This is a genomic window from Agromyces mangrovi (assembly GCF_030296695.1).
GTDB classification, from domain to species: Bacteria; Actinomycetota; Actinomycetes; order Actinomycetales; family Microbacteriaceae; genus Agromyces; species Agromyces mangrovi.
On the sequence record NZ_AP027737.1, the window covers coordinates 2,456,686 to 2,470,119 of the forward strand.

At 70.6% G+C, this 13,434-nt stretch carries 14 protein-coding genes; 8 read left to right on the forward strand and 6 right to left on the reverse strand.

What is annotated here, in order from left to right; all coding sequences use genetic code 11:
- Positions 1-110: 110 nt before the first annotated feature.
- From QUE38_RS11645 to QUE38_RS11665, 5 genes are all read left to right on the forward strand, one after another.
- The gene (locus tag QUE38_RS11645; RefSeq protein ID WP_286308410.1) at positions 111-1,190 is read left to right on the forward strand and encodes a hypothetical protein; all 1,080 of its coding nucleotides are present in this window, start codon (positions 111-113) and stop codon (positions 1,188-1,190) included.
- Complete coding sequence (locus tag QUE38_RS11650; RefSeq protein WP_286311806.1) at positions 1,073-3,235, forward strand: glycosyl hydrolase; 2,163 nt, start codon at positions 1,073-1,075, stop codon at positions 3,233-3,235. The genes QUE38_RS11645 and QUE38_RS11650 overlap by 118 nt, the downstream gene beginning before the upstream one ends.
- A 130-nt stretch (positions 3,236-3,365) precedes the next feature.
- The gene (locus tag QUE38_RS11655) at positions 3,366-3,803 is read left to right on the forward strand and encodes a recombinase family protein (RefSeq protein ID WP_286308411.1); all 438 of its coding nucleotides are present in this window, start codon (positions 3,366-3,368) and stop codon (positions 3,801-3,803) included.
- Complete coding sequence (locus QUE38_RS11660; RefSeq protein WP_286308412.1) at positions 3,800-4,354, forward strand: AAA family ATPase; 555 nt, start codon at positions 3,800-3,802, stop codon at positions 4,352-4,354. Before QUE38_RS11655 ends, QUE38_RS11660 begins: the two co-directional genes overlap by 4 nt.
- 31 nt (positions 4,355-4,385) lie before the next feature.
- Entirely contained in the window at positions 4,386-4,958 is a 573-nt protein-coding gene (locus QUE38_RS11665; protein WP_286308413.1) for an SGNH/GDSL hydrolase family protein, read from the forward strand.
- A 97-nt stretch (positions 4,959-5,055) separates the two neighbouring features.
- On the opposite strand, the gene QUE38_RS11670 is transcribed toward QUE38_RS11665, so the two are convergent.
- Positions 5,056-7,020, reverse strand: a complete 1,965-nt coding sequence (locus QUE38_RS11670; RefSeq protein WP_286308414.1) for an acyl-CoA dehydrogenase family protein — start codon at positions 7,018-7,020, stop codon at positions 5,056-5,058.
- Between the two features lie 169 nt (positions 7,021-7,189).
- Between QUE38_RS11670 and QUE38_RS11675 the strand changes: the two genes are divergently transcribed.
- Together QUE38_RS11675 and QUE38_RS11680 are read left to right on the forward strand one after the other, a co-directional pair.
- The gene (locus QUE38_RS11675) at positions 7,190-7,627 is read left to right on the forward strand and encodes a hypothetical protein (protein WP_286308415.1); all 438 of its coding nucleotides are present in this window, start codon (positions 7,190-7,192) and stop codon (positions 7,625-7,627) included.
- 80 nt (positions 7,628-7,707) lie between these two features.
- Complete coding sequence (locus QUE38_RS11680; RefSeq protein ID WP_286308416.1) at positions 7,708-8,991, forward strand: glycosyltransferase; 1,284 nt, start codon at positions 7,708-7,710, stop codon at positions 8,989-8,991.
- Positions 8,992-9,058: 67 nt separating this feature from the next.
- Here QUE38_RS11680 and QUE38_RS11685 read toward each other — a convergent pair whose 3' ends face one another.
- Entirely contained in the window at positions 9,059-9,538 is a 480-nt protein-coding gene (locus QUE38_RS11685) for a hypothetical protein (RefSeq protein WP_286308417.1), read from the reverse strand.
- Positions 9,539-9,634: 96 nt separating this feature from the next.
- On the opposite strand from QUE38_RS11685, the gene QUE38_RS11690 reads away from it, so the two are divergent.
- A complete protein-coding gene (locus tag QUE38_RS11690) occupies positions 9,635-10,093 on the forward strand; it encodes an SdpI family protein (RefSeq protein ID WP_286308418.1) in 459 nt (152 codons plus the stop codon).
- Between the two features lie 54 nt (positions 10,094-10,147).
- On the opposite strand, the gene QUE38_RS11695 is transcribed toward QUE38_RS11690, so the two are convergent.
- From QUE38_RS11695 to QUE38_RS11710, 4 genes are all read right to left on the reverse strand, one after another.
- Positions 10,148-10,588, reverse strand: a complete 441-nt coding sequence (locus QUE38_RS11695; protein ID WP_286308419.1) for a VOC family protein — start codon at positions 10,586-10,588, stop codon at positions 10,148-10,150.
- A 90-nt stretch (positions 10,589-10,678) separates the two neighbouring features.
- Positions 10,679-12,202: a M28 family peptidase gene (locus tag QUE38_RS11700; RefSeq protein WP_286308420.1), complete on the reverse strand. Its 1,524-nt coding sequence runs from the start codon at positions 12,200-12,202 to the stop codon at positions 10,679-10,681.
- 442 nt (positions 12,203-12,644) lie between these two features.
- A complete protein-coding gene (locus tag QUE38_RS11705; RefSeq protein WP_286308421.1) occupies positions 12,645-13,010 on the reverse strand; it encodes a cupin domain-containing protein in 366 nt (121 codons plus the stop codon).
- A 37-nt stretch (positions 13,011-13,047) separates the two neighbouring features.
- Entirely contained in the window at positions 13,048-13,398 is a 351-nt protein-coding gene (locus QUE38_RS11710; RefSeq protein WP_286308422.1) for a Fe-S protein, read from the reverse strand.
- Positions 13,399-13,434: the final 36 nt, after the last annotated feature.

Genomic DNA, 13,434 nt, shown 5'->3' on the forward strand with positions numbered 1-13,434 from the left:
TTCAATTGTGAATGCGTATGGTTTTCAGTCGTCGACTGTGACATGCTGGCACCTGAATCAATCCTGAATCGATTCAGTTTTCATCGATCACATCTCCACGGGAGGAACCTGTGTCTCAACGACGTGACCCAGTACGCACGAACCCCCTGGCGGCCGACCCACCGCCCGCGGCATCCGCCACCCGTCGCCGCGCGGTCGGCGCGCTCTCGGCGACGGCGCTCGCAGCCGGGCTGCTCGCCGGCGTGACCGTCACGGCACCCGCATCCGCCTCGACCGCCGACGCGGCCGGGAAGGACTGGGGCTTCAACCCGGTCACGGCGCTCACCGCCGAGACGTTCGCGAACCCGCCCGCCACCGACCTGCCGTGGGCGCGCGTGAACATGCCCGCTGACGCCGACCCGGCGCTGCTCCAGGAGCAGATCGAGCAGGCCGCGGCCGCGAACCTCGGCGGCCTCGAGTACGGCCAGGGCGCCTACCCGAACAATGAGCAGCTCGTCGCCATACTCGAGAAGGCCAACGAGTTGGGCATCAAGGTCAGCCTCAGCCACGGCCCGACCCAGTACCCCGAGGGCTACACGGTCGACGACGACCACGCGCGCAAGACGCTCGTCACGAGCCGCGCGGCCGTGGCCGGCGGCGAGACGTTCGACGGCGCGCTGCCCGCCCCGTCGGCATCGGCGAACCGCACGACCGTCGTCGCGGTGGTCGCCTACGCCTGCGACGGCGCCTGCGACGCGAGCGGCGAGGTCGTGCTCGACCCCGACTCGGCGATCGACCTGACCGCCACGCTCACCGGCACGAACACCGACGGCGTCGAGGGCGGCACGACCGCCGGCGACCTGTCGTGGACGGCCCCCGAGGGCGACGATTGGCAGGTCGTCGTGTTCTGGTCGCGCGGCGTGTTCAACCAGCCCGACCCGTTCTCGAGCGAGGGCACGACCAGCTCGTCGCGAGCATGGAGGCCGCCTGGACGCCCGAGATCGTCGCGCTCATGGAGGAGAACGGCGGCGACCTGTTCTACGACTCGCACTCGAGCGACCGCGGGTCGCCCGACGAGCTGTGGACCAACGACATGGCCGAGGAGTTCTCGGCACGTGCCGGGTACGACCTCACCACGAACCTCGCGGGCCTCTTCCCGGCGCAGTTCAGCTTCACCGATGGCACTGCCGAGCGGGTCTACAACGACCTGATCGAGGTGCGCACCGACCTGTGGATCGAGAACCACATCGAGCCGCTGCAGGAGTGGATCCGCGACTACGGATGGGTGATGCGACTGCAGCCCGAGGGTGAGCGCAATCCCGACATCCCGATCTACGACCAGGCCTACGTGGCGTCCCAGCTCGACCGGCCGGAGCACGAGTCGCTCTTCGCGGTCGACGAGGTCGACAGCTACCTGCCGATCGCCTCGGCGAACCACCTCACGGGCAACCCGTGGTACTCGACCGAGTGCTGCGCCGTGCTGTTCGGCGCGAACTCCGAGAGCCTCGGCAGCGTGCAGGCCCGCATGAACAAGAGCTACGCGGGCGGCATCACGAAGATGGTCTACCACGTGCTGCCGTACGCCGAGAGCGCGAGCAGCCAGTGGCCCGGCTACCACAACTTCGGGGCCGTCGGGTTCTCGAACGCGTGGGGCGACCGGCAGCCGAACTGGTTCGCCGACGGAGCCGAGGTGAACCTCGACCTCGCCCGCAACCAGCAGGTGCTCACGCAGGGCGACGCGAAGGTCGACGTCGCGGTGTACCTGCAGAACTACCTGTACAACCAGCCGTCGACCGTCGACGACGGGTTCCGCATGTGGCGCGACCCCGCGCTCGAGGAGGCCGGCTACACGCGCGACTACCTGAGCCCCCGCCTGCTCGACCTGCCGAACGTCGTCGTCGACGACGAGCGGCTGGCGACCGAGGGCCCGTCGTACGGCGCGCTCATCATCGACTCGACGCTCGAGCCGGCTCGCTTCCCCGACAAGACGGCCATGCCGCTCGACGCCGCCGAGAAGATCCTCGGGTTCGCACGGGACGGCCTCCCGGTCATCGTCGTGAGCGACCCGCCGGACCACACCACGGGCAACACCCCCGAGGACGACGCGGCCCTGCAGTCGGTCATCGCCGACCTGCTCGCGCTCGACAACGTGCACCAGGTCGCCGACGAGGCATCCGTGCCGGCAAAGCTCGCCGAGATCGGCGTCGACCCCGCCGTCGACCCGAGCGAGGAGAGCGGGCTGCTGAGCGTGCGACGCGTCGACGAGGCATCCGGCACCGACTACTACTGGCTCTACAACCAGGGCATGGTCGGGGCGCCGTCGGGCAGCCCGCGCGGCTACCAGCAGAACTTCGAGCCCGGCTGGGCCTGCGTCACGCCCGGTACGTTCACCGCGTGCGTCGACCAGGGCGAGGAGATCTCGCTCGAGGTGGCGCTCGAGGGCGACGGGTACCCGTTCCTGCTCGACGCATCGTCGGGGGAGATCACGCCGATCGGCGAGTACCGGGTGGAGGACGGCCGCGTGGTCGTCGCACTCGAGCTCGGCATCGACGAGGACACCATCATCGCGCTGGCCGACGACCCCGCCCGCTTCGGCGACGCGGCCCCGGCAACCTGGGTGACCTCGACCGAGGCCGACGGCGCCGTGGTGAACGCTGCGGGCGACCTGGTCGTGCGCGCCGACGCGAAGGGCAACTACGCGACGACGCTGAGCGACGGGCGCACCGTGCAGACCCCGGTCGGCAAGGTGGCATCCGACATCGAGCTGACCGAGTGGACCCTCGCCGTCGAGGACTGGAAGCCGGTCAACGACTACGCGACCACCTTCGGCCTCGCCGCGACCGAGACGTCGAAGGACGTCGTCGAGGTCGAGCTCGACGGGCTGCTGCCGTGGCCCGAGATCCCCGAGCTGCAGGATGCCTCGGGCGTCGGCACGTACACGACCACGTTCGAGCTGTCGAAGTGGGGCGGCGCCGACGGCGCGTACCTCGACCTCGGGCGCGTGTTCGACACGTACGCGCTCTGGGTCAACGGCCAGCAGGTGGGCGTCGACCAGCTCGACACCCGCGTCGACGTGAGCGAGTACCTCGTGAAGGGCGAGAACACGGTCGAGGTGCGGGTCGCCACGACCCTGATCAACCGCCTGCGATCGCTCGACTCGGGCGCCGCGGCCCGCACCGCCTACAATTACGGGATGCTCGGGCCGGTCGTGCTCGACACGTTCGCCGAGAAGGCGATCCCCGGCGGGAAGGGGTAGCAGGCACGACATGCGCGGGCCGCCGGGACCCCTCGGTTCCGGCGGCCCGCGCCGTCGCGCGCGGGTCGTCGGAGACCTCCCCATCGGGCGGCCCGAATCGGCGAGAATGGAAGCCGACGTGGAGGTGCGCATGGGTGAGCTGACAGAACCGGCGATGGAGCACGGCCCGGGGCACCACGCCATCGGCTGCCCGGAGTGCTTCGAGGAGCTGCAGCGCAACCAGTTCTGGTGGAAGGCGCGGCCAGACGGCTCGCGGCTGGTGGGGCTCGTGGTCTCGCGCGACGACATGCCGCCCGTCTACGAGCAGCGCATGGACCTCGCTCGGTTCGGCGTCGACATCCTCGACTTCCGCTACCCCGCGCCCGAGACCGAGGAGAACTGGGAGCAGCGGCTCGGCCGCCTGTTCGACACGCTCCAGCCGGGCGACGTGCTGGTCGTCGCGAACGAGCGCGCGCTGGGCCGGCAGTCCGACGAGGTCACGCGGACGATCCGCGCGCTGGCCAAGCACGGCCTCGTCGTGAAGGTCGTGAACCACGGGGCATCCCACCTCGAGAACGCCCAGGTGTGAGCGCGCGGCTTCGCGTGGTCGTGTCGGGCACGCACGCGAGCGGCAAGACGACGCTGATCGACGACTTCGTCGACGCGCACCCCGGCATCGGACGGTGGGGTGATCCGTACGAGTTGGTCGACGACGCCTTCGATGCACCGGATGCCGCGGCCTTCGCCGAGCAGCTCGCGCTGAGCGCGCACCGCCTGCTGCACGACGACGAATCCGGCACGGTCATCGCCGAGCGCGGTCCGATCGACTTCCTCGCCTACCTGGCGGCGCTGGTCGAGCTGGGACGCGCCGCGGCCGGCTCGCTCGACCGCGCCCGCGCGAGAACCGCCGAGGCGATGCAGCGGGTCGACCTGCTCGTCGTACTGCCGCTGCCGTTCCGCGACGACCTGCCCGTCGCCGCCGATGAGGACCCCGAGCTGCGCGCCGCGATGAACGACGCCCTCCTCGACCTCGTAGACGACCCCGCGCTGGTCGGCGACGCGCGCGTCGTCGAGGTGTCCGGCGACCGTGACGCCCGCCTCGCGGCGCTCGAGTCGGCGGTCGCGTCGCTGCTCACCTGAGTCATCCACCGCGGCTTCCTAGACTGGCGGCATGCTCGGGAGCATCGTGCGGGAGATCGTCATCGGCGCGTTCGCCGTCGCGATGGTCGGTTGCGCAACGGCCGCCCCTGAGGGGGCCGTTGCACCGTCGGAAGCGGCCCCGATCGCCGATTCGCCGACCTTCGCCGCAGTCGGCGACTCGATCACCGACGCGAACAGCCCGGACTTCGCGGCGGGCGACCTGGGGTCGGAGTCGTGGGCGACCTACGTCGCCGCCGCCGGGTTCGCGTTCGCGGGCGGGTGGGCCGAGTGGGGCGCGACGACCGAGCGGATGGCGGCATCGGTGCTGCCGGTCGACGCCGACGCGCTCGTGGTGCTCGCCGGCACCAACGATGTCGCGCTCGACGTGCCGTTCGACACGTCGGCGGCGAACCTCGACGTGATCGTCGGCACGGTAGGGATCTCCGAGGTGTTCGTGGTGTCGATCCCGCCGCTCGAGCTGGCGCCGGGGAAGCCGAGACCTACAACGACGCGCTCGCGGCGCTCGCCGAGGATCGCGGTTGGCGCTTCGTCGACGCATCCGCCGGCCTGCGCACCTCGGACGGCGCATTCCGCGACGGCATGAGCTTCGACGGCGTGCACCCGTCGATGCGCGGCGCGGAGGTGCTCGGCGTCGCGATCGCGGAGGCGCTCGGCGAGGAGTGAGGTCTCGCCCAACCGGGTCAGTCGGTCGCGATGCGGCGGTGCAGGTCGTCGGTCGCCCCGGCGGGGACCTCCTCGGTGAGCCACGGGCCCGTGCCCTCGCTCGGGTCGAGGATGCCCTCCTCGAGCCAGGCGTAGTCGCCTGCGAGGAGGTGCTTCGCGAGGCGCTCGTCTGCGGCATCCGTGTTCTGCCAGAGCTCGTCGAGCAGGCGCTCGGTACGATGACGCGACTGGCGGGCGAACGTGTCGGCGAGCTGGAAGGCCGACCGGCCCCGCTCGGGGCGCTCCTCGGCGATCATGGCGGCGCGCACGCACGCGGCGGATGCGGCGAAGAGCTCGGCGCCGATGTCGACGACCCGTGCGAGGAAGCCCTGTTTGCGTTCGAGGCCGCCCTGCCAGCGCGCCATGCCGTAGAAGGTGGCGCGCGCGAGCTTGCGGCTCGTGCGCTCGACGTAGCGCAGGTGCGGCGCGAGCGCGCCGAACTCGTCGTACGAGGTGGGCAGGTCGCCGGGGCCGGTGACGAGCTGCGGCAGCCACTTCGCGTAGAAGCCGCTGGCGGATGCCGCGGCCTTCAGGCGCTTCGACAGGTCGAGGTGCGGGTCGATCATGTCGCCCGCCGCGCGCAGGTGCGCGTCGACCGCCTCGCGCGCGATCAGCAGGTGCATGATCTCGGTCGAGCCCTCGAAGATGCGGTTGATGCGCAGGTCGCGCAGCAGCTGCTCGGCCGGCACGGCGCGTTCGCCGCGGGCGCGCAGCGATTCGGCGGTCTCGAAGCCGCGGCCGCCGCGTACCTGCACGAGCTCGTCGGCGAGCGTCCAGCCCATCTCCGACGCCCAGAGCTTCGCGAGAGCCGCCTCGATGCGGATGTCCTTGCGATCCTCGTCGGCCAGCACGCCGGTCAGGTCGACCACCGCCTCAAGCGCGAACGCGGTCGCGGCCAGGAACGACAGCTTGTGCGCGACCGCCGCGTGCTCGCCGACCGGGCGGCCCCACTGCACGCGCTCGGCCGACCACTCGCGGGCGATCTTCACGCTCCACTTCGCCGCGCCGGCGCAGATCGCCGGGATCGCGAGGCGGCCGGCGTTCAGCGTGGTGAGGGCGATCTTCAGCCCGTCGCCCTCGCGGCCGATGAGGTGATCGGCGGGCACGCGCACGCCCTGCAAGGACGTGAGTCCGTTCTCGATGCCGCGCAGGCCCATGAACGCGTTGCGTCGGTGCACGGTGATGCCCGGGGCATCCGCCTCGACGACGAATGCGCTGATGCCGCCGCGGTGCCCCTCGGACTTCGGCACCCGCGCCATCACGACGAGGAGTTCTGCGACGACCCCGTTGGTGGTCCAGAGCTTCACGCCGTCGAGCACGTACTCCGAGCCGTCGTCGCTCGGCACGGCGGTCGCGCGCAGCCGTGCGGGGTCGGAGCCGACCTCGGGTTCGGTCAGCAGGAACGCGCTGATCGCGCCCGCCGCGCAACGCGGCAGCCACCGGCGTCGCTGCTCGTCGGTGCCGGCGAGCTTCAGCGGCTCGGGCACGCCGATCGACTGGTGCGCCGACAGCAGCGCGCCGAGGCTCGCGTTCACCGAGCCGACCATGACCAGCGCGCGGTTGTACGCGAACTGACCGAGCCCGAGCCCGTCGTACTCGACCGGGATCTTCATGCCGAACGCGCCGATCGCCGCGAGCCCGCGCACGACCTCATCGGGAATCAGCGCATCGCGCTCGATCTGCGTGAAGTCGACGCTGCCGAGGAACGCCTCCAGCTCGGCCAGGAACGCCGCGCCGCGCTCGGCCTGCTCGGACGGCGGTCGAGGGTGCGGATGGATCAGCCCGACGTCGAACTTGCCGAGATACAGGCCCTTGGCGAAGCTCGGCTTCCGCCACTCCTGCTCGCGGGCCGCCTCGGCGACCGCGCGCGACTCCTGCTCGTCGACCGCGCGGGAGTCGTGCTCGCCTGCGGGCCGGGCCGTGGTTGCTCGAGTGGCACTCACGTGAACCTCCTCGTTCACGTTTCACCGTACGCCCGGGCGGCGCGGCGGGGAAGGTCCGGCGGCCGGCAGTGGCCTGCCCGCCCGCTCATGCCTTGACGGGCGCGAGCGGACAGGAGTAGCGTCGAGGGCAGAATTCGATCGATCGATCGAACAACTCCGGGAGGCGCACATGCGTTCCGAGACGACGACGACGGGCATCCGTTACTCGGTGATCGGCGAGACGGGGCCGGCGATCCTGCTGCTGCCGGACCCGTCGACAGGAACGCGGCCCACCTGGCAGTTGCAGGAGACGTACCTTGCACGGCACTTCCGCGTGGTCGCCTTCGAGGCGAGCGGTGCGGAGCCCGTTCACCCGATCGCGCCCGATGCCGGAGTCCGGCTCGCCGACGCCGTCGCGGTCGTCGACGCGTGCGGGGCGGACGCGGTCGTCGTCGTCGGCGCGGCGAGCGGTGCCGCCCTTCCGCTGGAACTCGCGGCGGCGCATCCCGAACGAGTGCGCGGAGCGGTCTCGATCGCGCGCGACCAGCCGGTTCGGCTCGATCAGGTCGCCCCGCCGGCCCTGTTCATCCAGGGCACCGATCACGAGGACGCGTCACCGGGGAGGTGAACCGAACCCTCTCCGACGGGGTCGATTCGCTCGTCCTCCACGGGGCCGGGAGGGCACCGCACGCGACCCGCCCGGTTCGGGTGAACCATGCGATCCGCGCGTTCGCCGATCGGGTGTTCGGCATCCGTCGAGACGAGGCGACCGCTTGGACCGCGCCGGGCCCTGAGTCACGCGTCCTCTACATCTCGTCGCCGATCGGGCTCGGTCACGCCCGTCGCGACCTCGCGATCGCGCGAGCACTGCGGACGCAGCATCCGGATGTCCGAATCGACTGGCTCGCCCAGGACCCGGTCACCCGCGTGCTCGAGGGGGCGGGCGAGCGCCTGCACCCCGCATCCGCGGCGCTCGGCAGCGAGTCGGCGCACATCGAGCGCCGGAGCGAGGACCATCGGCTCGCCGTCTTCAGCGCCATGCAGGAGATGGGGCCGATCCTCCTGCACAACTTCCTCGTGTTCGAGGAGGTCGCGGCTGCGGGCGACTACGACCTGGTCGTCGCGGACGAGGCCTGGGAGGTCGACTACTTCCTCTTCGAGAATCCGCGCCTGAAGCGGGGCGCACTCGCATGGATGACGGACTTCGTCGGGACGATGCCGATCGAGTCGCGCGGCGCGCGCGAGGCGCAGGCGGTCGTCGACGACAACCGCGCGATGCTCGAGCGCGTCGAGCGGAACGGTCGCTTGCGCGACGCTGCAGTATTCGTCGGTGCGACGGACGACATCGTGCCGTACACGTTCGGGCCGGGCCTGCCGAAGATCCGCGAGTGGACCGAGCAGCACTTCGACTTCTCTGGCTACATCACCGGGTTCGATCCGGCGGCGCTCGGCTCGAAGGCCGAGTTGCGCGAGCGGCTCGGCTACCGCGATGACGAACGCGTCGTGATCGCCGCGGTCGGCGGATCGGGCGTCGGCGTCGCACTGCTGCGGCGCGTCGTGGAAGCCGCCGACGCCGTAGCCAGGGCCATCCCCCAGCTGCGCATGATCGTCGTGACGGGTCCGCGCATCGACCCCGCGAGCCTGCCGCAGGTGCCGGGCGTCGAGTACCGCGCGTTCGTCCCCGACCTGCACGAGCACCTCGCCGCTTGCGACCTCGCGATCGTCCAAGGCGGCCTGACGACGACCATGGAGCTGACGGCGGCGAAGGTGCCGTTCATCTATGTTCCGCTGCGCGACCACTTCGAGCAGCGCTTCCACGTGCGCGCGCGACTCGAACGGTACCGCGCGGGGCGTTGCATGGAGTACGAGGATCTCTCGCCCGACGTGCTCGCATCGGCCATGGCCGAGGAGATCGATCGGCCGATCGCGTACCTCGATGTCGAGACCGACGGGGCGGCACGGGCGGCAGCCCTGCTCGACTGCCTCCTCTGACGGGCAATCGGCCGAGCCGGCCGCGTTGCCGGCGGGAGCCCTCGCCTGTCACGGCCCTCAGGCGGGACTACGAGAGATCGACGCGGATGTTCCCGAACGTGAAGCCGGGCAGCGTCGGCACACCGCCGTCGAACTCGAACGGGATCGTCCAGAACGAGACGTGCGTCACGATGAGCCAGGCGGCCACCACGCCGATCATGACGAGCGCGGCGTGATCGAGGATGCGGATCGCCGACGCCTCGTCGGTCGCCCGGCGCAGTACGCGGCCGATCGCGAACAGCACGATGACCGCAATGGCGAGATACGCGATGCCGCTCGGCTGGAGCGACAGCGTGACGCAGTTGACCGCGGCATCCGTCGCCTGGCCGCCGTTGTCGGCTGGGCCTGCGGGGTCGGCGCAGTAGCCCTTCGACGCGGAGCTCAGCACGCTGTACGCGAGTGCGGTGACGAGCCCGGTGATCAGCAGGCGACGGGTGCGCCGGAGGACGGCCGCGCCGGGGAGCGTGCTGAGCGCCGCACCAGGTGCGCGGTCGAGGGTGTCGGGCATCGGGCCTCCTGGTCTCGCGACTTGCGTCGTGGGCACATCGTCGCAGCCCGAGCGACGACTGCACAAGGGCGCCCGGGTCCGGTTAGGCTCGGGGCGATGAACGACCTGACGCTGCGCGTGGTGCTGTGCGTCGTCCTGCTCGGGACGGGCGCCTTCTACGTGTGGATGGCGGGCGCGGCGGCGACCGGCAGGCTGCAACGCAACCGTTCGGCGGGAATCCGCACGCGGGACACGTTGGCGAGCGACGAAGCCTGGCTTGCGGCGCACGTGCGCGCGAGGCGCGCCCACACGCTCGCGGGGATCGCGGCCATCGCCATCGGCCTGATCGTGCTGCTGCCGATGCCCGCGCCCATGACGGCGATCACGGCCCTCGCGGGCGCCGTGATCGTGCTCGGGATCGTGTTGTATGCCGACCGCGCCGGCCGCCGCGCCGCTGCCGACGTGGTTGCGATCGGCCGTGCGTCCGGCTCCTGGGCGGGGCGAACCGTCGACGGAGAGACATACGTCGAGCAGACGCGCTCCGGTCGTCGAATGGACGATTCGACCGGTCGATGAGCATACTCGCGCCGCCTGCTGATCTCGGTCGGCCGCGCTCGGTACAGACGTCCGCTAGCCGACCTGCTCTGCCAGCGCCACGATGATGCCGGCCGGCCCGCGCAGGTAGCAGAGCCGGAACTCGTCCTGGTAGTTCGCGACGCCGCGCAGCGGCTCGCCGCGGAGTGGACGCAGTCGTTCGAGGGTCGCGTCGAGGTCGTCGACGGCGAACATCACGCGGTGGAGGCCGAGCGTGTTGGGCGGCGGCTGCGCCGGTGAGGGGGCGGATGCCTCGGGGTGGTCGTACCGCGTCAGCTCGAGTCGCCCGTGCCCATCGGGCGTGCGCATCATGGCGATCTCGCTGCGTACGCCGTCGAGCCCCACGGTCTGGTCGGCGAAGTCGCCCTCGATCGCGGCGCGCCCCTCGAGCGTCAGCCCGACTGCGGTGAAGAACGCGACCGCCGCGTCGAGGTCGTCGACCACGATGGCGACGTTGTCCATGCGTTGGATGCTCATGGTCGCGAGGCTAGCCGGGGGCGGTGACACAGGCCGGGCACGACGAGGGCGGCGGATGCCCCTTGGCATCCGCCGCCCTGCTCATGCCGTTCAGCCCGCGAGGCGGTTCATGAACGCGTCGCCGCTGTTGCCCGCGCCGTGCGACTTGCCCGGCGTCGACACGCCGTTCACGGTCGACGAGTCGTACGCGAACGTGATGACCGCGGTGGCCAGCGCGTCGGCGTTCACGTCGAGCGCGAAGGCGTTGACGTTGTCGATCGTGTCGCACGGCTCGTGGTAGCACTGGTCGTACGACTCGCCCGCGATGCCGCCGTAGAGCGCGGCCTCCTCGGGAGTCTTCACACCCTCGGCACCGGTGAACAGGCCGCCGGCCGGGATGCCCACCGCGATGAACGGGCCGTAGTCGCTGCGTCCCGAGAACTCCGAGTCCTGATAGGGCAGGCCGCGGCTCTCGTAGAACATCTCGAAGACGTCCTCGATCTCGGCCGAGCCCGGCGGGATGAAGCCTTCGGGTGCGGTGCCGCCGGAGTTGTCGCCGTCGTAGACGCCGAACATGTAGTTCGGCGAGCCGATCATGTCGAAGTTGAGGTAGAGGCCGATGTCCTCGATCTCCTCGTCGCTCAGGTTCTCGACGTAGTACTCCGACCCGAGCAGGCCCTCCTCCTCGGCGCCCCACCACGCGAATCGCACCGCGTTGTTGAGCTTCGTCTTCTGCAGTTGGATCGCCGTCTCGAGCAGGGCTGCGCTGCCGGAGCCGTTGTCGTTGATGCCGGGGCCGTCCTGCACGCTGTCGAGGTGTGCACCCGCCATGACCACGTTCTCGGTGCTGCCCGTCGACGTCTGTGCGAACACGTTGTAGGCGGTGCGGGTCTCGGCCTCGTAGTCGACGGTCACGGTGACGATCGTGCCGGGGCTCGTGGAGTAGAGGTCCTCGCCGACCGCCGAGGTGGTGAACACGGCCGGGATGGTGAGTCCGGTGGCGTCGCCGATCATGTTGAGCAGTCCGTCGCGTCCCGGCTGACCCTCGTTCATGATGATCACGCCCGATGCTCCGGCCGCCTGCGCGTTGAGCGCCTTCAGCGCGAACCCGCAGGTGCCGCGCTGCATGAACGCGATCGCCCCGACGGGGAACCCGATGAAGTCGCCCGGCTCGCACCCGCTCGAGTTGCTGTTGGGCGGCAGGGCCCCGGCGGGGACGTTCACGTCGACCGGGTACAGGGTGCCCGTGGCCGTGCCCTTCGGCGACCCGCTGTCGAACGCGTTCCGCAGGAAGTCGTCGTTGTTGACGTAGTTCGTCGGCAGCGGGCTGATCCTCGCGAGCTCGCTGTTCTCCTCGAAGTAGTCGAAGTCGAACGCCTGCACGGTCGGGTCGTAGCCGGCCCCCTCGAGCTCCTCGACGACATAGTCGACGGATGCCGCATAGCCGGGGCGTCCCGCAGCCCGGTCGCCGTACGTGTCGGCGATGTCCTGGAACGCCTCGAGGTGCTCGTAGACCCCCTCGATCGTCACGGCCTTGGTGAGCTTCTTGGCCGAGTTGATGCTCGGTGCCGCGTAGGCCGGAGCCGCCACCAGTGCGGCCGCCGCGAATGCGCCGACCATGGCGACGCTCAGCATGCGCCTGTTCCTGTTCAATGTGCCCGCCCTCTCTGCCGGCCGCTGCCCTCGGGCCGGACGTCAGTACCTCGGATTCTGGCACTCGGCGACCGGCGAAAACAGATCTAGAAATCGTGCTCGACCGGGCGTAACGTCTATGGCCGCGCGCTGCGCTGAGTCGGGTTGTTGTGTTGCGGATGTTGCGCGTCCGGCGGTCCCGCGCATGTTCGATGCGCGACACGCACCGATCGTGCAACACCGGTGAGTGATCCTCAGCGCACGTGCTGACGGACGGGCACAGCCCGCGGCCGAACGCGTCTGAGCGCCGTTTCTTCGTCGGAGGGCGGAAGATCTCGCCCTCAGGCCGAGGAACGGCCCTCAGGGCGCACGCCGGGCCAGCCGCGCGGGCCCGTCAACGCGACCGCACCGACAGTTCGTGACGACTCGGGGAGGGGGACGAGGCTCAGCCGAGCTCGCGCAGGTGCGCGGTGCGCTCGCTCGGGGTGTCGCCCGTGTTGACGGTGCCCTGCGGCTCCACCAGGATCGCGGCGACCTCGCCGTCGGCCCTCGGGCAGTGCTCGATGCCGCGCGGTACGACGTAGACGTCGCCGGGGCCGAGTGTCACGTCGCCGTCGCGCAGCTGGATGACCAGCTCGCCCGAGATGACGAGGAAGAGCTCGTCGGTGTCGGGGTGCGAGTGCCAGGTGAACTCGCCCTGCACCTTCACGACCTTCACGTCGTAGTCGTTGACGCTGACGAGGCGACGCGGCTGCCAGTGCTCGGTGAACGACGCGAGCGCGTCGTGGATGTTGCGCACCTCGCCGGTCATGCGAGTCCCGCCGCGCCGCTGCCGGGCATCCGCTCGCTCAGCGCCAGAGGACGGCGATGCCCGCGTTCGCGAGCGTCAGCACGCCGATCGACCAGAAGATCGCGGGCGGCACGGAACCGCTCTTGCGCTGGCGGCCGGCGCCGATGCCGAGCAGCGCGCCGATGACCACGAGGATCACGAGCTTCACCGCGAGCTTCGTGTAGTCGAGCTCCCACTCGATGCCCCACGGCGCGGCGAGCGCGATGCCGGCGACCGCGGCGATCGCGAGCCCCCAGTGCATGACGCGGTTGATGCCGCGCTTGCCGAACACCTCGACGACCCAAGCGCCGAAGAGGGTGGCGAACCCGACGAGGTGGATGAGGACGACGATGCCGCGCAGGATCTCCATGGCACTCACGTTAGCGCGCCGGGACGTGCCGCAGGC

Excerpts from the sequence above, each read along its gene's own strand:
- QUE38_RS11700 (WP_286308420.1), bottom strand. The coding sequence starts at position 12,202 with ATGCTGAGCGTCGCCATGGTCGGCGCATTCGCGGCGGCCGCACTGGTG.
- QUE38_RS11695 (WP_286308419.1), bottom strand. The coding sequence starts at position 10,588 with ATGAGCATCCAACGCATGGACAACGTCGCCATCGTGGTCGACGACCTC.
- QUE38_RS11655 (WP_286308411.1), top strand. The coding sequence starts at position 3,366 with ATGGGTGAGCTGACAGAACCGGCGATGGAGCACGGCCCGGGGCACCAC.
- QUE38_RS11650 (WP_286311806.1), top strand. The coding sequence starts at position 1,073 with ATGGCCGAGGAGTTCTCGGCACGTGCCGGGTACGACCTCACCACGAAC.
- QUE38_RS11685 (WP_286308417.1), bottom strand. The coding sequence starts at position 9,538 with ATGCCCGACACCCTCGACCGCGCACCTGGTGCGGCGCTCAGCACGCTC.
- QUE38_RS11705 (WP_286308421.1), bottom strand. The coding sequence starts at position 13,010 with ATGACCGGCGAGGTGCGCAACATCCACGACGCGCTCGCGTCGTTCACC.
- QUE38_RS11675 (WP_286308415.1), top strand. The coding sequence starts at position 7,190 with ATGCGTTCCGAGACGACGACGACGGGCATCCGTTACTCGGTGATCGGC.
- QUE38_RS11665 (WP_286308413.1), top strand. The coding sequence starts at position 4,386 with ATGCTCGGGAGCATCGTGCGGGAGATCGTCATCGGCGCGTTCGCCGTC.
- QUE38_RS11690 (WP_286308418.1), top strand. The coding sequence starts at position 9,635 with ATGAACGACCTGACGCTGCGCGTGGTGCTGTGCGTCGTCCTGCTCGGG.
- QUE38_RS11710 (WP_286308422.1), bottom strand. The coding sequence starts at position 13,398 with ATGGAGATCCTGCGCGGCATCGTCGTCCTCATCCACCTCGTCGGGTTC.